This is a genomic window from Deinococcus seoulensis, from assembly GCF_014648115.1.
Taxonomy (GTDB): domain Bacteria; phylum Deinococcota; class Deinococci; order Deinococcales; family Deinococcaceae; genus Deinococcus; species Deinococcus seoulensis.
Genome location: NZ_BMQM01000021.1, coordinates 1 through 23488 on the forward strand (window position 1 = coordinate 1; position 23488 = coordinate 23488).

Here is a 23488-nt window from a genome sequence, read left to right on the forward strand (position 1 = left end):
ACCCTCATTCTGAGGTCAGAAGCCGTGCTGGACGTCCTTTTCTAAAACTGAAAGATGTCAGTCATGCCCAGGCGGGACTGCAAGCCCAGACTGGCGCGGTGGCCCTCGGTCCAGTTGATGTCGTCGCGGGCGGTCAGGGTGACGTTCTCGGCGACGGGCACGCTGGCCTTGACGGTGGTGGTGGTGTCCAGTTCGCCGCTGAGGCGCTGGGCGTGCTCGGCCGAGACGCTCAGGCCGCCGCTGGAGTACGCGCCGCTGACGACCGCGCCGAGGCCCTGCTCGTCCCCGAAGCCCGCGCGGATGCCCGCGCCGAGCGTGAACGGCGAGAAGGTGTACAGGCCCTTCAGGTCGGCGTGCCCGGTGCTGGTGTCGGCCGCGCCGTTCGTGCCCGACGTCTGCTGGTACGTGGCGGCGGCGGCCACGGCCAGCGCGTCGGTCACGCGGTAGGTGGCGTCGGCGTTCACGCCCAGGCCGGGGGTGGTGGCGTTCAGGCCGGTGTAGCCGGGCGCCTGGTAGTGGGCGCTGGCGTTCACGTCCAGGCGGTCCAGGGTGGCGCTGCCGCTGGCGTTCACCAGCAGGCCGTCCCCGGCGTAGGCGGCCAGCAGGTCGGCGCGGGTGCTGCCCTGCTCGTAGCGGGCGCGGACGCCCACGCTGGTCACGCCGTCCAGGCTGACGGCGGCGGCGGCGGCACTCAGCTCGTCGGTCACGCGGTACTTGACCTGCGCGCCCCAGGCGAGTGTGCGGGCGCCCAGCGGGTCGTTCAGGCGGTAGCTGACGCGCACGCTCTGCTCACGGCCGTCGGGGTCGATCAGGTCGATGGCCCGCTGGAAGTACACGACGCCCGCGACCGGGTCCAGGGTGTAGTCGGTCAGGCGGGCCAGCGTCCGGACGCCCGTCTCGGCGCCGGTGCGGGGGTCCACGGTGACCAGTTCAATGGTCTCGCTGTCGGGTTGCAGGTCGCTGTCGGCCAGGGTCAGGACGCGGGTGCCGTTGGCGGGCAGGGTGCGCCGGATCAGGTCGCCGGGCAGCGCGGCAACGAAACCCGACACCTGCGGGTTGCTGCGCGTGAAGCCGCTCAGGGCGGTGGGCGTGATGCCCAGGTTGAACACGTCCACCGGCACCGGCGCCTGCCGGTACTGCACGTTGAAGGCCGGGTGCTCGTAGCGCACGGCGACCGGGTCGATGCCCTGCAGCGGGGTGGTCTCGGTGCTGCTGTCGCCGTACGTCGAGTAACGCTGGAGGGGGTTGGCGGTCACGGGCAGGCCCTGCGTGCGGTCCTGCGTGACGGTGGTCTTGCCGGCGCTGTCGCGGTTGGCGTTCACGGCGCCGCTGGCCGCGACGTACAGTTTGCCGTCACCGATGGGCGTTTCCAGGTACGCCTGCCCGCGCGCCTCTCCGGCGGCCGTGCCGCCACTCTGGAGGATCGCGCCGAGGCTGACCATGCCGATCCCGACGCGGGTCTTGCTGGGCAGCGCCTCGAAGGAGCGGGTGACGACCTTGTCGCCCAGCAGCAGGCGCACGTCGAAGCGGGTGGGGGCGGACAGCGGCTCGAGTTCCAGCACGCCCTCGCCGTCCACCAGCTTCACCTGGTAGCTGCCCACGCGGGGTTGCGCGTCGCCCTGGGTGGGTTCCAGGGTGGTCTGCACCGTCACGTTGCTGCTGGCGGTGGTCAGTCCGGCGGCGTCGGTCAGGCGCACCCCGATGCGGATGGGCGTCACGCCGTCCGCGACGAGCTGCTCGGCTTTCAGGTCCGCGCGGACGGGCGTGCCCGCCAGGTACACCCGGACGGTCTGATCGCCGAAGGTGACGGTGTTCTCGCCGTTACGCAGCGGCAGGCCGTAGAACTCCTGGCGCTGGGTGCCGCTGGTGACGTCCACGCTCTTGCGGCCCAGGGTGGCGGGGTCCACGGGCACGCCGTTCACGCTGGGCAGCGCGGCGCTGTCGGCGGGGCTCACCACGGCGACCGTGATGCGGTCGCGTTCGCGGTACACCGTGCCGTCCAGCGGGAGCTTCAGCGCGCCGTCGTTCTCGGCTGCCTGCTCCTGCGTGTCGGTCACGGCGTTCAGGCTGCCCAGGTCGTCCAGGTTGCCGTCCCCGACCAGGACGTTCAGCTGGCCGCCGGCGTACCGGCCGACCAGGGTGGGGCTGGCCAGCGCCGGGAGGTTGCCCTCGTGCGTGACCTTGTAGGTCAGGACGCCGCGCGCCGCGCCGGGCGTGGTCCAGTAATAGCGGCCGCTGGGTCCGGTCTGCGGGTCCGCGATGGCGCGGCCGCTCAGCTGGCTGCTGCCGGGCACGTAGGTGGCCCCGGCCGGCGGCTGGTGCGCCACGATGACCTGGTTGGCATTCTTGGTGCTGGGCACGTCGAAGGGAATGCGGACGGTGCTCTCGCGCGTGACGGCCACGACCGGGGTCGGGGCGGGCGGCGGCGGGGTCTGCACGGTCTGCGTGCCGGTCACGACCTGCTGGCTGCCGCAGTTGCTGCTCAGGGTGGCGTTCAGGGTGCCCTGCGCGCCGCCGTCACCCCTGACGCGGGCGCGGTAGCTGAGGGTCTTTTCCTCACCGGGCTGCAGTTCGCCGCTGAAGGTGGTGGGGTCCAGCGCCTCGAGGGTCTCGCCGGGCGCGTCGGTCAGTTCGTAGGGGGCGGGCACGCCGCTGGTGTTCTTCAGGGTCAGGGTGACCGTGACGGTCTCACCGGCCAGCGTTTCGGGCAGCGGCGCGCGGCGCAGTTCGATCTGCGTGGCGGTGGGCAGCACCCGGACGTTCAGGTCCTGCGTCTGGTTCCAGGGAGCCAGCGTGGCCGTGAAGTCGCTGCTGCCGGCCGCGTCGGCCTTCGCTTCGAAGGTCAGCACGCCGGGGTTGGCGGCGTCCACGCGGGCCGTGACGGTGGTCTCACCGGCGGCCGTGAAGCCCTCCGGCAGCTTGACGCGCAGGCTGGCGGGCAGGGTCTGCCGCTCGAATTCGGTGGTGGCGCGCGCGGTGAAGGTCACCACGTCGCCCACGCAGACTTCGGGTTTGTCGGCCGTGAAGCTCAGGTCCATGCTGGGCTTGATCTGCACGGTCACGTGCGCGGTCTGCTGCTTGACGACCGTGGCGGCCGGGGCGTTCAGGGTCACCTCGGCACCCTTGACCGGCTCGACCGTCACCGGGTACTCCCTGGCGGGCAGAGTGAACGGTCCGGCGCTGCCCTGCACGTTGTAGGCCTGCTCGCCCACGGTCACGGTGGCCTGGGTGGGCAGGGTTTCCTCGGGCAGGATCAGTTCGGCCTTGATGTCCAGTTTGCCGGTCGTGTCGGCCGTGACGATCTTGATCGGGCCGGTCGTGAGTTCGAAGCCGACCGAGTTGGAGTACTGGTACGTGTCTTTCGGCTGGCGCAGGTACAGGGTGTAGTTCCCGGCTTCCTCGGGCACCTTGATGTCGTCCCACTGCAACTGTCCGCTGACCTTGACCGGGTAGGCGTTGCCCTGCGCGTCGCGCAGTTCGGCTTCCAGTTCGCCCGGGCCGTCACCGTCGTACATGCGGATGCCCATCTCGCCGCCGGGGTTGGCGATGTTCAGGGCGGGCACCCAGTCGTTGCTGCGGATGGTGATGTTCAGGTGGTCGGCCTCGACGGCCGCGCTGATGGACTGCAGGCGGAAGGCGAAGGTGTTCTTGCCGTTGCCTTCGGTGCGGACCTTCAGGGTGTACGTTCCGGCGGGCAGGTCGTCGTTCAGGAAGGTCTGCCAGTCCTGGGCGCCCACGCCGAAGTTCTGTTCACGCACGACCTTGCCGTCGGCGTTGACCAGCGTGAAGGTCGAGTTGACCGGGGCTTTGGGACGTTCGGTCGAGTAGTTCTCGTCTCCGAAGTAATCGTCGCTGCGATAGTCCTGCGGGTCGAACTGAGCGCCGTACACGTCGAGCTGCACGCGGGAGCTGAGGCCCACGATCAGTCTCAGGTCCTGGTCCCCGACCGTCCACATCAGCTTGTTGCCGACGGAGGTCAGGGGAAGGGACGTGGCGATTTCCTGCGCTGCTGCCGAGCCGAGGAGTGCCGCCGTCAGGGTGGTGATGGCGCGTTTCACTCAGTACCTCCAGCTGGCCGTCGGGTCGGTGACGGCGCCTTTAGGGTCGCCTGCCCAGCGGAAGCGGTAGGTCACCGCGCGTTCTCCGCTGTCAAGCGTGTCGTAGGTCAGGACGTTCTGGCCGTCGGTGAGTTCCGCGCCCGCAGGCAGCGGGTCGGTGATGTTCACGCCGCTCAGGTCCGCGCCCGCGCTGAGGATCAGCTGCACGCGGTACTCGCCGGGTTCGTCGGTCATAAACAGCTGCTTGCGGATGCTCAGGGCACGTTCCGGCTGGCCGGGCAGGGTGCTGGACACGCGCAGGGTGGTGTCGCGGATCACGGCGATGTCACCGGCCTCGGGGGCCAGCGGGAAGTCCACGCTGGTCAGGTTGCGCAGGAACACCACGCGGCTGCCGGGGCGTCCGGCGTCCTGCGGCACGCTGATGTTCTGCGCTGCCACCGAGTTGGGATCCAGGCGCAGCGCGGCCGTGCCCTCGGGCAGGCTGCGGAAGTGGTAGCGGCCCTGCGCGTCGGTCAGGGCGATCCGGCCACCGGCCAGGATCACGCGGGCGTTCTGGCAGGGAATGTCGGTGCCGCGGTCGTACACGCCGTTGCGGTTCACGTCCAGGAACACGTACCCGACCAGGTCGGCGGTGTTGCGGCCGAAGATCAGCGGGTCGATGGTGTTCAGGGCGCTGCTGGGCGGCGTCTTGATCTCGCCGTTGTTGCTGATGGCGGTCGCCAGGGCGCTGTTGCGGATCTGGCTGCCGGCAGCGGGCGTGACCACGGCGTCGAAGGTGATGACGGCGGTCGCGCCGGGCGCGAGGCCCGGAATGCTCCACACGTACTCGCGGCCCGTGACGGTGGGGATGATCTCGGCGCCGTTCAGGCGGCTGCTGCCGTCCACGTAGTCCAGCCCGGCCGGCAGGTTGTCGGTGACCTTGATGACCTGAAGGCCGCCGGTGGCGCTGCGGTTGGTGACCGTGAAGGTGTACGTGATGGTGCTGCCGTACGAGACGGTGGCGGGGCTGCTGGTCTTCACGAGGCTCAGGTTCGCCTGGTTGAACACGCCGTTCTGCACCGGGTTCGACGGGATGGGGTCCGGGACCTCGCTGCTGCTGACCGTGAAGACGTTCACGGCGCGGGCGCCGTCGGGCGTGCTGGCGGGCACGCGGGCCTTGAGGGTCAGGGTCAGGGTCTCGCCGGGCGCGAGGCGCGCGAAGCGCCACACGACGTCAGTGCCTTCGGGCGCGCCGCCCTGGTCAGCCGAGACGAATTCCAGGCTGTCGGTGCGGATGACCTGTCCCTGTGCGTCCAGAATCTGCAGGTTGTTCAGGGGGTCGCGCAGCACCAGGTTGGTCAGCGCGAAGCTCTGCGAGTTGGTGAAGGTCAGGGTGTACGTGATGACCTGACCGGGCGCGACCAGTCCCTCGCCCGCGTCGCCGGACTTGACCGGGTTGAGCAGGTTGGGGGCCACGTTGATGATGCAGTCGATGGTCAGGTTGTCGGCGGCGCCGCGGCTGCTCGTGGCGGTCAGTTCGGCGCGCAGGGCCTCGTTGGCGGTGCTGCTGCTGGCCTTGGTGACCACGTAGCAGGCGTTGAAGTCACGGGTGGCCTGCGGGGCAAGGTTCGGCACGATGAACGGTTCCGTGATGGGCGTGCCGTTCAGTTCGGTGAAGCGCACGGTGCCCTGTCCGGTCACGATGCGCCCGGTGATGGTGATGCTGTCGGCGCGGTCGCCGAGGTTCTGCACGGTGTGCGGGAAGCAGACTTCCTGGTTCAGCAGGGCGTTCTGACGGACCTGCTTGTCGTCGCTGCTGAGTTCCCCGCCGGGCAGCGCCTGCGGGTTGCTGATCGGGCCGAGCGCGATGCTGGGCGTGTAGCGCACCGTGATGTCGGCCGGGGCGTCCACGCTGACGTCGCTGCTGCGCAGCTGGCCCACGTTGCGGCGCGTGCCGATGTCGGTGGCGGGCGCGGTCAGGCGGAAGGTGAGGGTCAGGGTACCGCCGGCCGGGAGGCTGGCAGTGCGGGCGCGGATGGCACTGACCGGGGCGGTCTCGCTGGCGGACCAGTTCGTGCCGTCGGCGCTGTACTCGATGACGCCGCCGCCCGTCAGGTTGGCGCTGGCACTGCGGAACACGAAGTCACGCATTTCGGGGGTGTTCAGGAAGTCCGTGACCGTCACGGGCCGCGAGGCGCCCTGCCCGGTGTTGCGGGCGGTCAGGGTGACCAGGGTGTCCTCGCCGGGCCGGATGGCGGCCGGGGTGAAGGTCTTGGTCAGGGTCAGTTCCGGGGGTTCGCCGACGCTCACGCGGGCCACGTTGTCGTCGTCGGTCTCGCCGGGGCGGCCGCTGGTGTTCGTGGCGCAGGCGGCCACGAGGTTCAGGTAGGCGTTCCCGCGGTTGGCGGCGGCGGTGCTGACCTGCACGAGCACGCTGCGGGTCTGGTCGGCGTCCAGGCTCAGGGCCGTGACGGCCGCCTCGCCGGGGTCGACCACGCCGTTGCCGTTGCTGTCCTCGTGAATGCTGAGGTCGCCGGGCAGGAACTGCGAGGCGGCGTCGGTCAGGACGCGCAGGTTCGCGGTGTTCTTGGCGTTCCCGGTGTTGGTCACGGTGTAGCGCAGCGTGGCGCCCTCGCCGGGCAGCAGGCTGTAGCTCTGGCCGGGCGCGGCCACGGTGCCGTTCGGCAGGACGCTCAGGGCGCACACGGCCGTCACGGTGGTCGTCACGGGCGGCGTGGGAATGGATGTGGGCGGGCCGCCCTCCGGCGTGAATTCCAGAACGGCGGTGTTCTGGATCACGGTCCCGGCTGGCGTGCCCGCCGCGTACGCGGGGCTGGCCAGGGTCAGGGCCAGCGCCGTCAGCAGTTGAAGCACAGGGGGTTTTCGCACGTTGCCTCCCAAAGTCGTGTGGCGGTAGAAAAATCGTCTTCTCTTGTTGTGAGGGGGTGAGGGGGAGTCGAGGGAAATGGGTTGGAACTCCCCCGTGTGGGGGAGGCGCGCCCTGCCTCCGGGGCAGGAGGACCGGGCGCGCCTGCGGGCCTTACTTCACCGTGACGGTGAAGGTGCCGGTGATGGTCTGGCCGGAGGTCAGGATGTCACCGGTGTCGATGGTGCCGTTGCCGTTGGTGTCCACGCCGGCGTACACGGTGCCGCCGTCAGACAGCGCCGCGATCGCGGTGGCACTCCAGGCGGTGCCGTTGGTGGAGTACAGGATGGGGCCGGTCGCCGTGCTGGTCGCCGTGAAGCTCACGTAGGTGGTGTTGGCGGGCAGCGTGTCCTTGATGAAGGCCTTGGTCACGTTGGCGTTGCTGGTGTTCTTCCCGATGATGGTGTAGGTCAGGGTCTCGCCGGGTTTGGCTTCGGTCTTGTCGACGGTCTTGCTGGGCGCAGCGACCGGGGTCTTGCCGACCGTGATGGTGTCGTTGGGGTCGGTGACGGTCACGCCGGTCGTGGGGGACTTGGCGGTCTGGTTCAGGGTGATGGTCTGCGCGGCGGCGGCGCAGGGCACGTCGACCACGGCGATCAGCTTCAGTTCGGCGCCGGGGGCAAGCACGCCGGTGTCGGCGATGCCGTTGGCGTTCGTGTCGGTCAGGGCGACCTCACCGGTGTCCAGGGCCTTGTTGCCGTTGGTGTCCTTGAAGTACTGCACGGGAACGTTCCGGGTGGTGCCGTCGGTCAGCTTGATGGGGGCCACGCCGCTCACGTCGAAGGTGTCGGGGGCGCTGCCCAGGTTGGCGATCTCCATGGCGATGGTCGAGCGGATGTCCGGGGAGGTCGCGGTGCAGGTGGTGGGCGGAATGATCGGCGTGCCGGGGTTGCCGGGCTTGCCTGCTTCGGGGGTGCCGACCGGGGTGGGGTCACCGCCGGGGGTGGGGGTGGGGTTCCCGAACGACAGGCCGGGCAGGTTCACGATGTCCTTGGTGTCGTCTTTCTTGGTGGGATCGTTGCTGCTGGTGGTGGTAACCGTGACGGTCGGCTGGGTGCCGGGGGTCGTGGGGGCGCTGCCAGCGGGGAAGGTCACACGCACGAGCAGGTCGGCGGTGTCGCCGGGGTTCAGGCTGCCCACGTCGGGCACGCCGTCACCGTCGGTGTCGGGCAGGGGGGTGCCGTCGGGCTTGAGCAGTTCGACGGTGGTGTTGGCCGGGAAGCCGCTCTGGACGGCCGTGATGTCGAACACGTCGGGGCGGTTACCGTTGTTCTGCACGGTGTTCGTGAAGGTGACGACGGTGGTGGTGGTCGTGGCCTGCGCGGTCTGGGTGTCAGCGGCGCTGGGCGTGATGGTCACCGGGGTGGTGTCGGTGCTCTGGTAGGCGGGCGTGAGGGGGTTGCCGTTGCCGTCCGGGTCGTTTTTCGGGCCGATGACGGTGGCGTCCTTGCGGTCCACGGTGGTGACGTTGGAGTTGTTGGCGTCGCGGGGCACGGCCGGGTCGTTGTTGAAGGCCGGGTTGTCCTGGCGGTCGCCGGTGGGGTCACCGCCGAACTTGTCGGTGCTGGTGGCAGCGGTGGGAATGGTGTACACCTGGAAGAACTTGACGGCCTGATCCTGGTTCACGCCGGTGATGGTGGTGATGGGCGTGGCGGCCGCGATCTCGGCGGCGCTGAGGGTGCCGTCGTTGTTGGTGTCGGCACTGACCGGGTAGAAGCGGATGTTCTCGGGGGTCTTGACGGCCGCCGCAGGGTCCGGGGTGTTGGTCAGGGTGTAGCTCTCGTTGGGCACGTTGCCGGTGTTGGTCAGCGTGTACGGGAACACCACGGTGTCGCCGGGCCTGGCGGTCGCGGTCTGGCCGGGGGCCGTGTAGTCGGGCGTGGTGCGGTCGGCGCTGCCGTCGTTCTTCACGATGGTGAAGCTGGGCACCGGAAGCACGGTCGTGGTGACCGGGTTGGAGGGCACGGTGGTGGGGGGGGTGCCAGTCGGGGTACCTTCGGGCGTGAAGACGATCTCGGCCGTGTTCCTGATGACGGTGCCGGCAGCGGTGCCAGCGGCGGAGGCGGAGCCGGCGGCGAGCGCGGCGATCAGGGCGGCAAACTTCCAGGAATTCTTCATGTGTTCTCCTCCGAGCCGGGGGGCATTCGGTGTATTGGTGCTGCTTGTTCGGGTGATGGAGCGCTGGCTTACTTGACTTTCACGCGGAAGGCGAACTTCAGCGTTTCGTCCGGGTTGATGTTGGTGACGGTCCAGCGCACGTTGGTGTACTCGGTGATGGGCACCGGAACCTTGCGGGTCACGGACTGTCCGTTCTCGGTGACGGTCACGGTGCGGGTGGGGGCGGCGCTGAAGGTCTTGCCGCCGTCGAGGCTGTACTGCACTTTCCAGCGGTTGGCGTTGGCGGTGGTCAGCTGGGCGAACTCTGTTCCCTTGGGGACGGGCACGTTGACCAGCAGTTGCGCCAGCTTGCGGCCGGAGACGTTCACGAGCGTGATCTGTTCGCGCAGGATGTCGCCGGGCAGCACGGTCTTGGGGTTCTCGATGACGGTTTCGGTGGCCTTGCCGTCGGTGACGACACTCTTGATCAGGTCCTGATTGAGCGTGAAGGTCACGTTCTGCGGCACGTTACCGGTCTGCGCGCCGGCCGTGGCCAGCAGGAGGAAGGGAATGAGCATGCGCTTCAAGAAGTCGTACCTCCGGAACAGATAAAAAAAGTGACCGACAGTCAGGGGAATGAATTCCCTTGTTCTGTCGGTCGCGCCACTGGCTCCACACCTGGCAAGGCGCCCGTTTGCGCCAGGTGGTTCATAGCTCCGGAACAGCTGATTGGTCAGAGCGGAGCACCGCCGGGGTGCCGTATCTGGTGGACATCTTCGAGACGTTCCGGTGAGACTCTTACAGTCACGTGACTGACTCAAGCGTCACTATGAAATTTCTCACCTTCTGTCCACGTCCATAATCGGGCGCTGACCCGCTGTTGTCAAACCCCCAGACGGCCAGAATTCGCTTTGGCAACGGGGGTACCGCTGCCCCCATCGAAGGCGTCGATCTCCTCTATGAAGCGGTCGAACAGGTAGCGGCTGTCGTGCGGGCCGGGGCTGGCTTCCGGGTGGTACTGCACCGAAAAGACCGGGTAGCGCGCGTGCGCCATGCCTTCCAGCGTGCCGTCGTTCAGGTTCACGTGGGTGGGCACGAACGCCCCGTTCGGGATGGATTCGATATCCACCGCGTACCCGTGGTTCTGGGAGGTGATCTCCACATTTCCCGTTAACAGATTCTTCACCGGCTGGTTGCCGCCCCGGTGCCCGAACTTCATCTTGAAGGTCCGGCCGCCCGCCGCCAGCCCCAGGATCTGGTGACCCAGGCAGATGCCGAAGGTGGGCAGCAGCCCCATCAGTTCCCAGGCGGTCTTGTGCGCGTACTCCAGCGGCGCGGGGTCGCCGGGGCCGTTACTGAGGAACAGGCCGTGCGGTTGCAGCGCCATGATCTGCGCCGGGGTGGTGTGCGCGGGCACCACGATCGGTTCGATGCCCACCTCGGCCAGCCGCTCGATGATGGTGTGCTTGATTCCGAAATCCATCAGGACCACGCGCTTGCCGTGCCGCAGGGTGGGGAAGGCGTAGGGCAGCGCGGTCGTGACCTCGCGGGTCATGTCGTGCCCGTCGATGTCCTGGTGGCCCAGTGCGCGGCTGACGTACACCTGCTCCTCGGCGGGCGTGAACTCGCCGTACGGATCTTCCGGGTGCGTGAAAGACCGGTGCGCGATCACGCCCTTGACCACGCCGCCCGTGCGCAGGCGGCGCACCAGCGCGCGCGTGTCGATGCCCTGGATGCTCACGACGCCGTACTGCTGCATGAACGCTTCGAGGGACTGCTGCGCGCGGTGGTTGGAGTACTCGGCACTGAACTCGCGCGAGATGAAGCCCCGCACGTACGGTTTGTTGCTTTCCATGTCGTAGATCGCCACGCCGTAATTCCCGACGTGCGGGTACGTGATGGTCACGATCTGCCCGTTGTACGAGGGATCGGTCATGATCTCCTGGTACCCGGTCATGGAGGTGTTGAACACGACTTCACCGACCGTCTCGCCGCGGTGCCCGAAGGCGTAGCCGCGGTACACCGTGCCGTCTTCCAGGGCCAGAATGGCCCGCTCTTTCCTGATCATGTTCGTTCCTCCCCATTCGCGCCTCTCCGGACGCGTTTCATGGCCCGGCGTGCGTGACCTTCCCGCCGCTTACCAGCGGTACTTCACGTTCGCCTTGCCGATGATGACATTCCCCGCAACGGTGCGCTGTGAGGTCATGCCGTCATACCTGTTGATCAGCCCGGCCACAGCGTCCATCACCGGGCCGAGCGTCTCGTCCATGTCCATCTCTGCCGTCTCGGCCGGCAGGCTGCCCAGCAGGTCCTCGCCGCTCAGTTCGGGCAGGTCCGGCTGGTAGCTCCAGCCGCCACTGGCGGTCATGTCCAGGGCTGCCGCCTGGAACGCCGGGTCCTGCGCGAGCGGCGCGGCCCCCTCGTCCAGCGCCGCCTGGAGGGCCTGCTCGCTGAACGCCGTGATCAGGTAGTCGCCCCGGAAGGCGTACACCATCTTCAGGTTGCCCAGCAGCGCGTCGATCTGATCCAGGGACTCCTGCCCGGCCATCATGGCGGCCCCCATGCCGCCCATGTCCATGCCCCCCATGTCCATGTCTTCCATGTCCATGCCGCCCATGCCGCCCTTCATCAGGTCGCCCAGCGTGCCTTTCAGGGTGCCGCGCAGCCCGGCGATGGCCTCGTTCACGCTCTGGACGTACTCGGGCAGGTGCGCCTCGGCGGCCGCGCGGTCACGCACGCTCTGGTACGCGACGCTCGCGGCCAGGGAGGCCAGCGGGTCGGACTGGTCCAGGCCTGCGCGCGTGCCGCCGGCCAGCGTGACCTGCGCGCACTCGCTGCCCAGGTACTGCCCGGCGCGTTCCAGGTGGCTGGCCAGCTGGCTGTCGGTCAGGAACCCGAACGGTTCGAGCAGGTCCAGGCGGGTCAGCCAGCGGCCCGCGTAGGCGTTCGATTCGGGCGCACAGGCGGTCGCCTGCACGGCCTCGGCGTCGGCGGGAATGATGTCCTGCACGGCGAAGTCGGTGGTGTCGGTCAGGATGCGCGCCAGGGGGCGGTCCTTCCCGGCCGTGTTCACGACCTGCGCGGACACCGTGCTCAGGCCGGCGTCGGTGGTGGTCAGGCCGCCCGCCACCTGCCCCAGGGTGTCCAGGGCGTCCACGACCGGCGACAGCAGGCGCGGCAGCATGAACTGAGCGAACTGCGAGCGCAACACCTTGGCAGTCGCGCTGAAGTTGGCGTACAGGCCCAGTTCGGTGTTCCCGGCCGCGCCCCTGGCCGCCGCGTACGGCGCGGAGGCTGCCAGCGTCGGCGCGGCCTTGCCGCTCAGGCGACCCAGGTACGACATCAGGAGTGCCTTGTCGCTGGACACGTACACCAGTCCGTTCGCCTGCCCGGCGAACAGGTTCCCGCTGCGCACGAAGGGGTACGCCCCGACCCGCGCGCCCTTCTTCTGCGGGATCATGGAGCGGAACACCTCGCCGGACAGGTCGCCCGTGCGGGCCACGGCCAGCAGCGCCGGCGTGAAGGTCCCGCCCTTGCCCTGCACCGTGAACACGCCCGCCACGCCCTCGCGGCCCAGCGAGTCCGTCAGGATGCCCTCAAAGCCGCCCAGCAGTTGCGCCGGGCCGTCCTCGCCCAGGCCAGTGTCACGCAGCGCGCCGCCGATCAGGTCGGTCAGGCGGCCCAGCGCCGGACCGGCGTTCCGGGTTTCCAGCGTCAGGAGCGCACCGGCGGGCAGTTGCGCGGCCAGCGGCGTTTCCTGCGCGGAGGCCGTGGCAGCGAGGGCGAAGGTGAGGGCAGCGGCAGCGTGCATGGGTTTCATGAGCCTCATGGTAGAGGCCACAGGCGCGGGGCGCGTCAGCACTTCAGCGGATGACCCGACCCGCACGGGGGTCCCGCGTACCCCATTCACCGCAGCTCCCGGTACATGGCGATCTCGTTGCAGTTCTCGAAGAACGCGCAGCGCTGGCACTCACTCCAGACTTTCGGGTGCAGGTTCGTCTTGTCGATGCGGGTAAAACCGCACTTCTCGAAGAAGCCCTGCTGGTACGTCCAGGCGAACAGGGCCGGCAGGTCGATCTCACGCGCCTCGCGTTCGCAGGCCGCCACGAGGTCACGGCCCAGCCCGCGCCCCTGCATGTTCGGGTGGATGGCCAGTCCACGCACCTCCGCGAGATCCGGGGCCAGCATGTGCAGCCCGCACACCCCGGCCAGACCGCCCGGCCGCCCCTCGTGCGCGTCGGCCAGCACCAGATGGAAATCCCGGATGGTCTCGGCCAGCAGGGCGCGCGAGCGGACCAGCATCAGTCCGCGCGCCGCCCAGTACCCGATCAGCTCGTGAATGGCCTCGATGTCCGACAGGCGCGCCTTGCGGGTCACAAGGGGCGCGTCCGGGTGAATGTCCGGCACGGCGATGGAATCCAGGGCCAGCGTCACGCCAGGCCCCCTGAAGGCAGGTGTGGGGTGCGGGCGGCGGGACGCGGGACAGAGCCCCGCACGCCACGCCCCGCAACGCTCAGCTCAGGGAGCGCATCCAGGTGGTGCCGCCGGGGCGGCTGCCCTGCGCGCGGTACGCCTGCACCTGCGGGGCGTCCGGCACGTCGCCCATGACGACCGCCAGCGGCACCTGCTGGAACCCGAAGGTGCCCCAGTCGCCGCCCTTGCTGAACATGTAGATCGCGCGGTCCCCGCGTCCCTGCGCGTACTCCACGGCACTCATGACCAGCCGCCGGCCCAGCCCACCGCCACGCGCCTCGGGCAGCACGGCCGCCCCGCGCAGCAGCGAGGCGCCCTCGCCGTGCTCCAGGCCGATCGCGCCGACCGGTTGCCCGCCACGTTCCAGCACCCAGTAGGTCGTGCCGTCCGCCAGCGTGGCGTCGGTGTCCAGCCCGGCGTCGTGAAAGACGCGGGTGACGGTGTCCCTGTCGGCGCTGCTCGCCAGTCGAATCTGAACGCTGGAATCGGTCATTCGGTGTTCCTCCACAGTCTGAAAGGTCGGAATGAGGCAAAGAAGCCGGAGCCCCTGCGGGAGCCGGTCGAGACGGGTTTTGCGTGCCGTCAGCATAGCGCATGGCCGCGTGGAAGCACTGCCAGTTCCCGTTCACCCCTGCGCCGCCGCCCCTGTTCCGTCCGGCTGCACGTCCCCGGCCCCCTGCGGCTGCACGTCCAGCCGCCACGCCTGCTCGCCGCCGATCCAGCCGTTACACAGGCCACTGACCACCTGCGGCGCGTCCGGCAGCGCCCCGGAGATCTCGTCGGCCGTGACGGGCACGAACCCGAAGCGCCGCCAGTAATCCCCGGCCTCCTCGCTGAACAGGTACACGCTGCGGTCCCCACGCAGGGTCGCGTGCGTCAGGGCCGAGCGGACCAGCGCGCGGCCCAGGCCCTGGCTGCGGGCCTCGGGCACCACCGCCGTCGAACGGATCAGGCTGACGCCCTCGCCGTGCTCCAGGCCGATGCAGCCGCCGGGCACGCCGTCCAGATCCGCGATCCAGTACGTCCCCGCCGCCAGGTTCACGCTGCCCGTATGCAGCCCCGTGCGGGTCAGGAGATCCAGGACGATGGGCAGGTCCGCCGGAGCGGCCTGACGGAGTTTCACGTGCATATCGGACAGCGGAACATTGGTCATACGGGCACCTCGCGCAGCAGAAGGAATGTGGGTCAGGGAAGGAAGGGTTGTCATGGTGAAACTCCTGTCAGGTCGAGTCGCCACGCGGCGGCCCCGTGAATCCAGCCTCGGGCCAGCCCACCGCGGACCTGCGGCGCGTCCGGCAGCGCCCTGATCAGGTCGGCGGGGCGAACGGGTTCGAATCCCAGGCGGGCCCAGTACGGCCCAGCCGTGTCGGTGAACAGATACGTGGCGCGGTCCCCACGCGCCCGCGCCGCGCCGATGGCCGCCCGTGCGAGCGCCGCACCCACCCCCCGGCCCTGCGCGGCGGGCCGCACGGCGGCCGAGCGCAGCAGGCTCGCGCCATCGCCGTGCTCCAGACCCACGGTGCCCACGACCTGCCCCGCCTCGGTGGCGAGCCAGTAGGAGCTGCCGTCCAGCGTGGCGGTGATGAGCGCCGGGTCGGTGCTCAGCCCGGTCTCGAGGATCAACCCGTGAATGACGGGCAGATCGGCGGACGTGGCGGGGTGCAGGTCGGCGGGCATACGTTCAGTTCTCCAGCCCCTGACGGGCGTTCTGAATGGCTTCGCGCACGCGTTCGGGCGCAGTCCCGCCGAAGCTGGCGCGGCCACGGACGCTCTCCTCGACGGTCAGGGACTGAGCGACCCCGGCGTTCAGCAGGGGGTGCGCGGCGCGCAGTTCCTCGTCGGTGAGGTCCCACAGCTGCCGCCCGCTGCGGCTGGCCACGCCGACCAGTCCGCCCACGACCTCGTGCGCCTCGCGGAACGGGACGCCCTGGCGGGCCAGGAAGTCCGCCACGTCGGTCGCAGTGCTGTAGCCGCGCGCGGCGGCCGCGCCCGTCACGTCGGCGTGCCAGACGGTCTTCGGCATCATCTCGGCGTACAGGCGCAGCACGATACTCAGGGTGTCGTACGAGTCGAACACGCCCTCCTTGTCCTCCTGAAGGTCCTTGTTGTACGCCAGCGGCGTGCCCTTCACGACCGTCAGCAGGCCCATCAGGTTCCCGAACACGCGGCCCGCCTTGCCGCGCGCGAGTTCGGACACGTCCGGGTTCTTCTTCTGCGGCATGATCGACGATCCCGTCGTGTGGGAATCCGGCAGGGTGATGAAGCCGAACTCGAACGTGGAGTACAGGATCAGTTCCTCACTGAGGCGCGACAGGTGCGCCGACAGGATCGCGCAGGCCGACAGGAACTCCAGCGCGAAGTCCCGGCTGCCCACCCCGTCCAGGCTGTTCGCGGTGGGCCGCGCGAAGCCCAGCGCCGCCGCCGTCGCGTGCCGGTCCACCGGCCAGGGCGTGCCCGCCAGCGCCGACGAACCCAGCGGCGACTCGTCCATCCGCTCGGCCGCGTCCCGGAAGCGGCCCTCGTCACGCTCCAGCATCGCCACGTACGCCATGAACCAGTGAGACAGCAGGATCGGCTGCGCCACCTGAAGGTGCGTGTACCCCGGCAGGATCACCCCGGCCTCCAGGTGCTTCTCGGCCTCTGAGAGCATCACCACGCGTAGCGCGCGGGTCTTATCCGCCAGATCCAGCGCCGCTTCCTTCGTGAACAGACGGAAATCCACCGCCACCTGATCGTTCCGCGAGCGGGCCGTGTGCAACTTGCCCGCCACCGGCCCGATCCGGTCACGCAGGGCCGCCTCGACATTCATGTGCACGTCCTCGCGGTCCAGGCGCCACTCGAAATTCCCCGCGCGGATGTCCGAGAGCACGGCGTTCAGCCCGTCCGTGATCTGCGCGACCTCCTCGGCCGTCAGAATCCCGACCTGCCCCAGCATCGACACATGCGCCAGCGAGCCGCGAATGTCCTGCTCCGCGAGGCGCTGATCGAAGCCCACCGACGCATTGAAGAGTTCCACCAGACCGTCCGTGGCCTCCGCAAAGCGGCCACCCCAGAGTTTCTTATCCTGCGTATTCGTCGTATTGGTCATTGCGTGTCCTTGTCATGCGGACTCTGAACGGGTCGCGCGGAGCTTTCCGGCACATTCGAATCAGGCGGAGCAGGAGAGAACCGGCCGCCGCGCACGTCCACCCGCATCACGAGATCACCTGACTGATCATGTTGAACAGTTGCAGAGCGAGGAACGTCAGCAGCAGCCCGGCTGCCACCGCCAACCCCACCACTCCGGCCACCACGCTGCCGTCCGTTCTGCGGCAGGCATCCGTGGCGGCTACCACGCCCAGCCGACGGACATCCGGGACGGCTACGACGGTGCCCAGGCACTCCGGGAAGCTCACATACGCGTCCGCAGGTGTCGTGTCGTCCAGCGCCGCGACTGGCACGACCTTGACGAACAGGCGGATCAGTCCGGTCTGCGTTCTGGGCCGGATCGGCCCGCCCGGTCCCTGCATGGTAGGAGCGCAGGAGGCCAGTCCGGCAGTCAGGGCCAGGGCGCACATCAGGGTGACGCGGGAGGTCGGGCGGCTGTGGGGTCGGGTCATGGGGCGTCCTTGTCAGAGAGAGGCGGGATCGGGCGGTCAATGGTGGATTCCTCTGCCCGGACCGCTTTCACCAGTACCACCGGGGCGGGGCTGCCCGGGTGGGCGTGCGCGTAGGGTTCGTCGGTGACGGTGTACCCGAGCCGGTCGTAGAAGGGCAGCACGTCCAGGTTGAACTGGCTGACGGCCAGCAGCACGCGTTCGTACCCGCCCATGCGGGCGACGTGTTCGACCTCGCGGACCAGGGCGCGGCCCACGCCGAGGCGGCGGGCCTGCGGGACGGTCGCGAGTTTGTTCAGTGTCAGGGTGCGGTCGCCGTCGGGGCGGTAGCCGACGCAGCCCAGCACCTCTCCCGCGCCCACGGCCAGGAAGCCGCCGGAGCCGGGGGCCAGCAGGGACCGTTCCAGGTCGGCGGGCGTGGTGCGCGTCCAGCTTGAGCGGGGGTCCATCCCGGCGGCCATCATCACGGCGTGGAAGGTAGGGATGTCGTCCGGGTTCACGGGGCGCAGCGTCACGGGGTTCCCCCCTTGAGCAGGAGTTTCAGTTCGGCCTGCGGCGTGAACCCCAGCGCCTCGTACGTGGGGCGCCCGGCGTCCGACGCGGTCAGGGTGACGATGTCCACGCCCCGCGCGCGGCACTCGGCCAGCGCGGCCTGCATGAGCGCGCGGGCGAGTCGCCGCCCCCGGTGCTCCGGGCGCACGTACACGTTCAACACGTACGCACGCACGGAGCTGTCCGTGTCAGCGTTCGGCGGGAAGTCGTTCCACAGGACGCCCGCCCCGGCCACCACCTCTCCTCCACTCTCGATCAGCAGGCCCGTGTACGCGCCGCAGGCCAGCATCCGCGCGTGCCACGCGACGCCCGCCTCGTGCACGCGCGCCAGTCCCGCCACGTCACTGCCCATGTCCGTGAACATGGCCGTACGCTGGGACTGAATCAGGGCCGCGTCATGGACGGTCGCGGGGCGCAGGGCGTAGCCGGGCGGGAGGGTCACAGATTCAGCCTTCCGTGGGTTCCGTCTGGGCGCCCCTGGACTGCACGCGGGCCTGGACGCGCATGCGCAGGGCGTTGAGTTTGATGAACGCGCCGGCGTCGTGCTGGTTGTAGTCGCCGCCTGCCTCGAAGCTCACGAGGTCCTTGTCGTACAGGCTCTGGGGGGCCTTGCGTCCGGCGACGATGACGTTCCCGCGGTACAGCTTCAGGCGGGCGGTGCCGGTGACGCTGCTGGCGACGTGATCGAAGTACACCTGCAGCGCCTCGCGTTCCGGGGCGAACCAGAAGCCGTTGTAGACCAGTTCGGCGTACTTGGGTCCCAGCTGGTCGCGCTGGTGCAGCACCTCGCGGTCCAGGGTGAGGCTCTCGACGGCGCGGCGGGCGTGGTACAGGACGGTGCCGCCGGGCGTTTCGTACACGCCGCGTGATTTCATGCCGACGAAGCGGTTCTCGACGAGGTCGAGGCGACCCACGCCGTGCTTCCCGCCCAGTTCGTTGGCCTTGGCGAGCAGCGCGGCGGGGCTCAGTTTCTCGCCGTTGATGGCGACCGGGTCACCGTTCAGGAACTCGATTTCCACGTACTCGGGTTCGTTGGGGGCGTCGGCGGGGTCCACCGTGAGTTTGAACATGTGCGCGGGCGGTTCGGCCCACGGGTCTTCCAGGATGCCACCCTCGTAACTGATGTGCAGCATGTTCGCGTCGGTGCTCCAGGGGTCCTTCTTGGTGGTGGGCACCGGAATGCCGTGCTCACGGGCAAAGGTTTCGAGGTCGGCGCGGCCCTGGAATTCCCAGTCGCGCCAGGGGGCGACCGTGACGATGTCGGGGTTCAGGGCGTAGGCGGTCATCTCGAAGCGCACCTGGTCGTTGCCCTTACCGGTCGCGCCGTGCGACACGGCCACCGCGCCTTCCTTCTCGGCGATCTCGACCATCTTCTTGGCGATCAGGGGCCGCGCGATGCTGGTGCCCAGCAGGTAGTAGCCCTCGTACAGCGCCGACGAGCGGAACATGGGGAACACGTAGTCCCGCACGAATTCCTCACGCAGGTCCAGCGCGTAGGCGGCGACGGCGCCGGTGTTCAGGGCTTTCACGCGGGCTTCTTCCACCTCGTCGCCCTGACCGAGGTCGGCGGTGAAGCAGACCACGTCGTAGTTCTTTTCGGTCTGGAGCCATTTGAGGATGATGCTGGTGTCCAGGCCGCCGCTGTACGCGAGTACGATCTTTTCTTTGGTCATGGTCTGATTCTCCCTGCTTTGTGTGAAGTGTTGGTCTGTCCGGGGTTGGTCTATCTGGGATTGAGCTGTGCGGGGTTGGCCGGTGGGGCGCGGGGCCGTGATGGCAGCGCAAGACTCCCCGACGTGAGCACGCCGCCTGCATCCCCGGTGGGGTCAGGCGGTCGGTCAGCGTCGGAGGGTCAGGATCTGCATATGTATGTATGGTTATGCGCTAAAACCGCATAGCTATGCACGGAAGGGTAGCAGGCAGCCCGCCACAGGGTCAAGCCGGGTGTCCAGCCCACCCCACCAGCCGCAAAAAAGGGCCGCACATAGCGGCCCCGGAACGGCTGAGGATACAGATCAGCGGAACTTGTAGTTCACGCCCAGACGTACGTTGTAGCCCAGCCCCACATCTGCACCGGAGGCACTGTTCTGGCCGTCCGTGGCGTATGCGAAGGCCACCACCGGGCCGACGCTCCCTTCAGCGAACAGGCTGACCTGATCAGTCACATTGAAATTGGCACCGGCCAGAACGTTCGGGTACAGGCCAACTCCGCCAACGGAAGCACCGCTGCCCGTGGCCAGGACAGCCGAGAGGCCCAGGCCCGCTCCGTAATAAGGCTGCACGGTCTCGGTCTCGGCGGCCGTATGGCGCAGGTAGGACACGTCGCCACTCAGGGCCACGGCGCCGCCACCGTCGAAGAACCCCGCCAGCGGCAGGCCCAGGCCGAAGCGCACGGAGTCGGTGGCGTTGGTGTCACGCTCGTACTGCACGCCCAGCAGGTAGGCGCCGATCTTCTCGGAAGCGCCGGCAGTGGAAAGGGTCGTCAGGGCCAGAATGGACAGCAGGGTCTTCTTCATGAGTGCCACTGTACGTGGCTCATGAGAGGTGCGTTGCCTCATGTGTGCTCCCCCCACCGGGCGTATGCCAGTAGCTTCCAGAAACGAATGGAGGCGAACGCCCGCTGCGGGGGTCGTTCGCCTCTCTGTTCGTTGGGGGTTCAGGGCGCGCGTGGCTGCCGGCGCATGGGGCTCAGGGCAGGCGGTAGTTCAGGCCGACGCGGGCGCCGCTGCCGACGTACACGCTGCTGCTGTTGGTACCGCCGATCGACACGACGGGACCGATGTTGCCTTCCACGAAGACGCTCAGGGGGTCCGTGACGTTGTAGCGCAGGCCCAGCGTGCCGTGGGGGTAGAGGCTCAGGCCGCCGCCCGCGCCGAGCTGCACGCCGGCGCCGAGGCCCAGGCCGTAGTAGGGGGTCAGGCCGCCCAGCGCCGAGCCGGTGCCCGTGAAGTCGCCCAGGTAGTCCACGCTGCCGCCCAGGGCGAGGTTGTTGAAGTTGAAGTTCGTGGCGTTCAGGTTCAGGCCGTAGCGCATGGCGCTGGAGCTGGTCAGGTCGGTCTGGTAGTGGATGGTGGCGCCGGAACCGACCGAGCCACCCACGTAGCTGGCCGCGGAGGCGGAGGAAACGGCGGTGATCGCCAGGAGGCCGAGGATGGTCTTCTTCATGCCCCGAGCATAGGGAGTGGGGCGGCGCGGCGTAAGGCGGCGTTCTTTACAAAAACGCGCGGAGGCCTTCACGGGGCGTTTACGTTCCGGCACGCCCGCACGGTCAGGAGCGGCGGCGCTGATGGCGTTCCAGCCGTTCCAGCGCGAGGTGGATGTCGTCGGTGGACTTGCAGAACGCGGCGCGCAGCAGTCCCGCTGGCGCGGCGTGCCGGGCGTAGAAGGCCTCGCCGGGAATGACGGCCACGCCCGCTCCCTCGACCAGCGACTCGGCGGTCCAGTCGGGGTGCAGCGCGGTCAGGAAGTACGTGCCGCGCGGCTCGAACACGGCGGCGCCCAGGGCGCGCAGGCCGCCTGCGAGCAGGTCGCGTCGGGCTGCGTACTCGCGGCGCAGGGCGTCGTAGAAACCTTCCTGGCGGGCGACGGGCAGGGCAGCCGCCACCGCCGCCTGAAGGGGTGCGGGCGCGCAGAAGGACGTGACCTGCCGCACGCCGCCCAGCGCGCCGCTCAGGCCGGGGGGCGCGGCGATCCAGCCGACGCGCCAGCCGGTCACTTCCAGGCGTTTTCCGGCGCTGCCGACCGTGAAGGTCCGTTCCGGCGCGAGGGTCCGCAGGCTGACGGGCCGCTCGCCGAAGTACAGTTCGTCGTACACCTCGTCGCTGATGATCCACAGGTCGTGCTGCCGGGCCAGGGCCACGATGCTCGCCAGTTCGTCCGGCGTGAACACCGTCCCGGTGGGGTTGTAGGGGGTGTTCAGCAGCAGCGCCCGCGTGCGCGGCGTGACGGCGGCCGCCAGGGCACCGGGGTCGAACGCCCACCCGGCCTGCGGGTCGAAGCGCATGGGGACCGTCACCGGGGTCGCTCCGGCCAGCCGCGCCTGCGGGAGGTACACGTCGAACACCGGTTCGAGCATCAGGACCTCGTCGCCCGGCCCGTACAGCGAGAGCGCCAGCACGTTCAGGGCCTCGGTCGCGCCGCACGTGACGGTGATGTCCGCGCCGTCCACGCCCAGGTCGGCGCCCAGCGCGTCCCGCAGGGCACTCAGGCCTGCCGGGGGGGTGTACTGGTCGGTGCGGCCCACGGCGTGCCGGGCGGCGGCCCGCAGGAACGCGGGGGGCGGGCCTGCCGGGAAACCCTGCCCGAGGTTCACGGCGCCGCGCTGCGCGGCGAGGCGGCTCATGCGGGCGAACACGCTTTCCTGCGAGGCGCTGGCGCGGGCGGTCAGTTGTGGCATGGCCGCAGTCTGCGCCGCGTGCGCCGGGGGCCGCGCCGGGCGGGTCAGACAGGCCGCGCCGGTCCGGCAGGCCGGGACGTCAGGGACATCGACCCTTCCGGATCGACGCTTCCAGTACGAGCTTCCGGGAAAGCGCCGGAACCTCTCCACTCCTGCCTCAACGTCCTTTATCTGCTCCGCAGGAGAACCGCAGTGTCCTTATGGGTCCTTAGGGTCGCGTCGGGTCATCCGCCTGTCAGAGGGCGCGGGGTACGGTGCCCCTCAGGATGCGCCCCGCGACCCTTCTGACTCCCGAGCAGCAGTACCGCCATCACGCGCTGCTGCTGCTGCTCGGCTGCGTGCTGATCGCCAGCGTGATCACGCTGAGCGTGAACATGGCGTCCATGAATCAGCTGGACCGGCTGGGCCTGGGGCTGATCGCCGTGAAGAACGCCGGGATGTTCGTGTGGCTGTGGCGGCGGCCCGATCACCTGTACACCGTGGCCCTGACGGAACTGATCCTGGAGGGCGTGGGGGCCGTGGCGCGGCTGGCGCAGACGCTGCTGCTGGACCAGGCGTGGTACGGGCTGGGCGGGTACTCGTACTGGATGGTGACCGGGTACCTGATCGGTTCGCTGATCCTGACGCCCCGCCGGTTCCTGCTGGTGTCCGGCGCGCAGTTCGGGGCGATGCTGGCCGTCTCGGCCGCCTTCTGGTGGTCGCCCGCCACGCCCCAGGCGGCGCGGGAACTGCACGGGAACGCGCTGCTGCAACTGCTGCTGGTGCACGCCACGGTCATCGCGTTTCTGGGCGTGCAGCACCGCCTGCGCCGCCAGTACGTGCAGGCGCTGGTCAGCGCCGAGCGGCAGGCCAGCCTCGCGCACCTGGACGCCCTGACCGGGCTGCCCAACCGCCGCCAGCTGGAACTGTGGCTGCGTGAACACCTGGAAGGGCAGCCGGAAGTCAGTGCCGGGCCGCTGAGCGTGATCCTGTTCGACCTGGATCACTTCAAGGCCGTGAACGACACGTACGGGCACGACGCCGGGGACCGGGTGTTGCAGGGCGTGGCCCGCAGCGCCCGCCGCGCCGTGCGGGAAGGGGACGCCGTGGGCCGATGGGGCGGCGAGGAATTCCTGATCCTGGTCCGTGGGGACGCGCGGGGCGCGCAGCAGGTCGCGGAACGCCTGCGCCGCTCGCTGCATCAGACGCTGCACCCGCAGGTGGGGGCGGTCACGGTCAGTTGCGGGGTCGCGCAGGCCAGCTCCCGCGAACACCCGGACGCCCTGCTGCGCCGCGCGGACGAGGCGCTGTACGCCGCGAAGAACGCCGGGCGCGACACGGTCCGCCTCTCGGACACCGCTGCCGCCTGACCCGGACGGGCACGCCGGGGGCCTTCATGATGCCCGGAGTCAGTCACCTGTCACGCCCGGCC

Annotated in this window: 19 protein-coding genes; 1 reads left to right on the forward strand and 18 read right to left on the reverse strand. The window is 69.3% G+C overall.

The window, feature by feature from the left end; genetic code table 11:
• Nucleotides 1-41: 41 nt before the first annotated feature.
• From IEY70_RS14100 to IEY70_RS14185, 18 genes are all read right to left on the reverse strand, one after another.
• The gene (locus IEY70_RS14100) at nt 42-4058 is read right to left on the reverse strand and encodes a COG1361 family protein (protein WP_189065673.1); all 4017 of its coding nucleotides are present in this window, start codon (nt 4056-4058) and stop codon (nt 42-44) included.
• Nucleotides 4059-6926: a DUF7933 domain-containing protein gene (locus IEY70_RS14105; protein ID WP_229777944.1), complete on the reverse strand. Its 2868-nt coding sequence runs from the start codon at nt 6924-6926 to the stop codon at nt 4059-4061.
• A gap of 151 nt (nt 6927-7077) precedes the next feature.
• The gene (locus tag IEY70_RS14110) at nt 7078-9081 is read right to left on the reverse strand and encodes a DUF11 domain-containing protein (protein WP_189065674.1); all 2004 of its coding nucleotides are present in this window, start codon (nt 9079-9081) and stop codon (nt 7078-7080) included.
• A gap of 68 nt (nt 9082-9149) precedes the next feature.
• On the reverse strand, nt 9150-9647 hold the full coding sequence (locus IEY70_RS14115; protein WP_189065675.1) for a hypothetical protein: 498 nt from the start codon (nt 9645-9647) through the stop codon (nt 9150-9152).
• 296 nt (nt 9648-9943) lie between these two features.
• Nucleotides 9944-11128, reverse strand: a complete 1185-nt coding sequence (gene carA / locus IEY70_RS14120) for a glutamine-hydrolyzing carbamoyl-phosphate synthase small subunit (protein ID WP_189065676.1) — start codon at nt 11126-11128, stop codon at nt 9944-9946.
• Between the two features lie 69 nt (nt 11129-11197).
• Nucleotides 11198-12880, reverse strand: coding sequence for a hypothetical protein (locus IEY70_RS14125; protein WP_229777945.1), 1683 nt, complete (start codon nt 12878-12880; stop codon nt 11198-11200).
• A gap of 86 nt (nt 12881-12966) precedes the next feature.
• Nucleotides 12967-13494 (reverse strand): N-acetyltransferase, encoded by a 528-nt coding sequence (locus tag IEY70_RS14130; RefSeq protein ID WP_189065677.1) that lies wholly within the window; start codon nt 13492-13494, stop codon nt 12967-12969.
• A 79-nt stretch (nt 13495-13573) separates the two neighbouring features.
• The gene (locus IEY70_RS14135; protein WP_189065678.1) at nt 13574-14026 is read right to left on the reverse strand and encodes a GNAT family N-acetyltransferase; all 453 of its coding nucleotides are present in this window, start codon (nt 14024-14026) and stop codon (nt 13574-13576) included.
• Between the two features lie 132 nt (nt 14027-14158).
• Nucleotides 14159-14686 (reverse strand): GNAT family N-acetyltransferase, encoded by a 528-nt coding sequence (locus tag IEY70_RS14140; protein WP_189065679.1) that lies wholly within the window; start codon nt 14684-14686, stop codon nt 14159-14161.
• Nucleotides 14687-14736: 50 nt separating this feature from the next.
• A complete protein-coding gene (locus tag IEY70_RS14145; protein WP_189065680.1) occupies nt 14737-15210 on the reverse strand; it encodes a GNAT family N-acetyltransferase in 474 nt (157 codons plus the stop codon).
• Between the two features lie 4 nt (nt 15211-15214).
• Nucleotides 15215-16621 carry an argininosuccinate lyase gene (gene argH, locus IEY70_RS14150; RefSeq protein ID WP_189065681.1) on the reverse strand — a complete coding sequence of 469 codons (1407 nt, stop codon included), beginning with the start codon at nt 16619-16621 and terminating at the stop codon, nt 15215-15217.
• A 106-nt stretch (nt 16622-16727) separates the two neighbouring features.
• Nucleotides 16728-17132 carry a hypothetical protein gene (locus IEY70_RS14155; protein WP_189065682.1) on the reverse strand — a complete coding sequence of 135 codons (405 nt, stop codon included), beginning with the start codon at nt 17130-17132 and terminating at the stop codon, nt 16728-16730.
• Nucleotides 17129-17644 carry a GNAT family N-acetyltransferase gene (locus IEY70_RS14160; protein ID WP_229777946.1) on the reverse strand — a complete coding sequence of 172 codons (516 nt, stop codon included), beginning with the start codon at nt 17642-17644 and terminating at the stop codon, nt 17129-17131. Before IEY70_RS14160 ends, IEY70_RS14155 begins: the two co-directional genes overlap by 4 nt.
• Nucleotides 17641-18123 carry a GNAT family N-acetyltransferase gene (locus IEY70_RS14165; protein ID WP_229777947.1) on the reverse strand — a complete coding sequence of 161 codons (483 nt, stop codon included), beginning with the start codon at nt 18121-18123 and terminating at the stop codon, nt 17641-17643. The genes IEY70_RS14160 and IEY70_RS14165 overlap by 4 nt, the downstream gene beginning before the upstream one ends.
• 4 nt (nt 18124-18127) lie before the next feature.
• Nucleotides 18128-19354, reverse strand: a complete 1227-nt coding sequence (locus tag IEY70_RS14170; protein ID WP_189065683.1) for an argininosuccinate synthase — start codon at nt 19352-19354, stop codon at nt 18128-18130.
• 342 nt (nt 19355-19696) lie between these two features.
• Nucleotides 19697-20197, reverse strand: a complete 501-nt coding sequence (locus IEY70_RS14175) for a hypothetical protein (RefSeq protein WP_189065684.1) — start codon at nt 20195-20197, stop codon at nt 19697-19699.
• A gap of 172 nt (nt 20198-20369) precedes the next feature.
• Complete coding sequence (locus tag IEY70_RS14180; RefSeq protein WP_189065685.1) at nt 20370-20846, reverse strand: hypothetical protein; 477 nt, start codon at nt 20844-20846, stop codon at nt 20370-20372.
• Between the two features lie 103 nt (nt 20847-20949).
• Nucleotides 20950-22077, reverse strand: a complete 1128-nt coding sequence (locus IEY70_RS14185; RefSeq protein ID WP_189065686.1) for a pyridoxal phosphate-dependent aminotransferase — start codon at nt 22075-22077, stop codon at nt 20950-20952.
• A 266-nt stretch (nt 22078-22343) separates the two neighbouring features.
• On the opposite strand from IEY70_RS14185, the gene IEY70_RS14190 reads away from it, so the two are divergent.
• Nucleotides 22344-23426, forward strand: coding sequence for a GGDEF domain-containing protein (locus tag IEY70_RS14190; RefSeq protein ID WP_189065687.1), 1083 nt, complete (start codon nt 22344-22346; stop codon nt 23424-23426).
• Nucleotides 23427-23488 lie beyond the last annotated feature (62 nt).

Coding starts and splice junctions, on each gene's coding strand:
- IEY70_RS14125 (WP_229777945.1), bottom strand. CDS start 12,880: ATGAAACCCATGCACGCTGCCGCTGCCCTCACCTTCGCCCTCGCTGCC.
- IEY70_RS14155 (WP_189065682.1), bottom strand. CDS start 17,132: ATGACCCGACCCCACAGCCGCCCGACCTCCCGCGTCACCCTGATGTGC.
- argH (WP_189065681.1), bottom strand. CDS start 16,621: ATGACCAATACGACGAATACGCAGGATAAGAAACTCTGGGGTGGCCGC.
- IEY70_RS14110 (WP_189065674.1), bottom strand. CDS start 9,081: ATGAAGAATTCCTGGAAGTTTGCCGCCCTGATCGCCGCGCTCGCCGCC.
- IEY70_RS14185 (WP_189065686.1), bottom strand. CDS start 22,077: ATGCCACAACTGACCGCCCGCGCCAGCGCCTCGCAGGAAAGCGTGTTC.
- IEY70_RS14190 (WP_189065687.1), top strand. CDS start 22,344: ATGCGCCCCGCGACCCTTCTGACTCCCGAGCAGCAGTACCGCCATCAC.
- IEY70_RS14135 (WP_189065678.1), bottom strand. CDS start 14,026: ATGACCGATTCCAGCGTTCAGATTCGACTGGCGAGCAGCGCCGACAGG.
- IEY70_RS14170 (WP_189065683.1), bottom strand. CDS start 19,354: ATGACCAAAGAAAAGATCGTACTCGCGTACAGCGGCGGCCTGGACACC.
- IEY70_RS14180 (WP_189065685.1), bottom strand. CDS start 20,846: ATGAAGAAGACCATCCTCGGCCTCCTGGCGATCACCGCCGTTTCCTCC.
- IEY70_RS14145 (WP_189065680.1), bottom strand. CDS start 15,210: ATGCCCGCCGACCTGCACCCCGCCACGTCCGCCGATCTGCCCGTCATT.
- carA (WP_189065676.1), bottom strand. CDS start 11,128: ATGATCAGGAAAGAGCGGGCCATTCTGGCCCTGGAAGACGGCACGGTG.
- IEY70_RS14140 (WP_189065679.1), bottom strand. CDS start 14,686: ATGACCAATGTTCCGCTGTCCGATATGCACGTGAAACTCCGTCAGGCC.
- IEY70_RS14175 (WP_189065684.1), bottom strand. CDS start 20,197: ATGAAGAAGACCCTGCTGTCCATTCTGGCCCTGACGACCCTTTCCACT.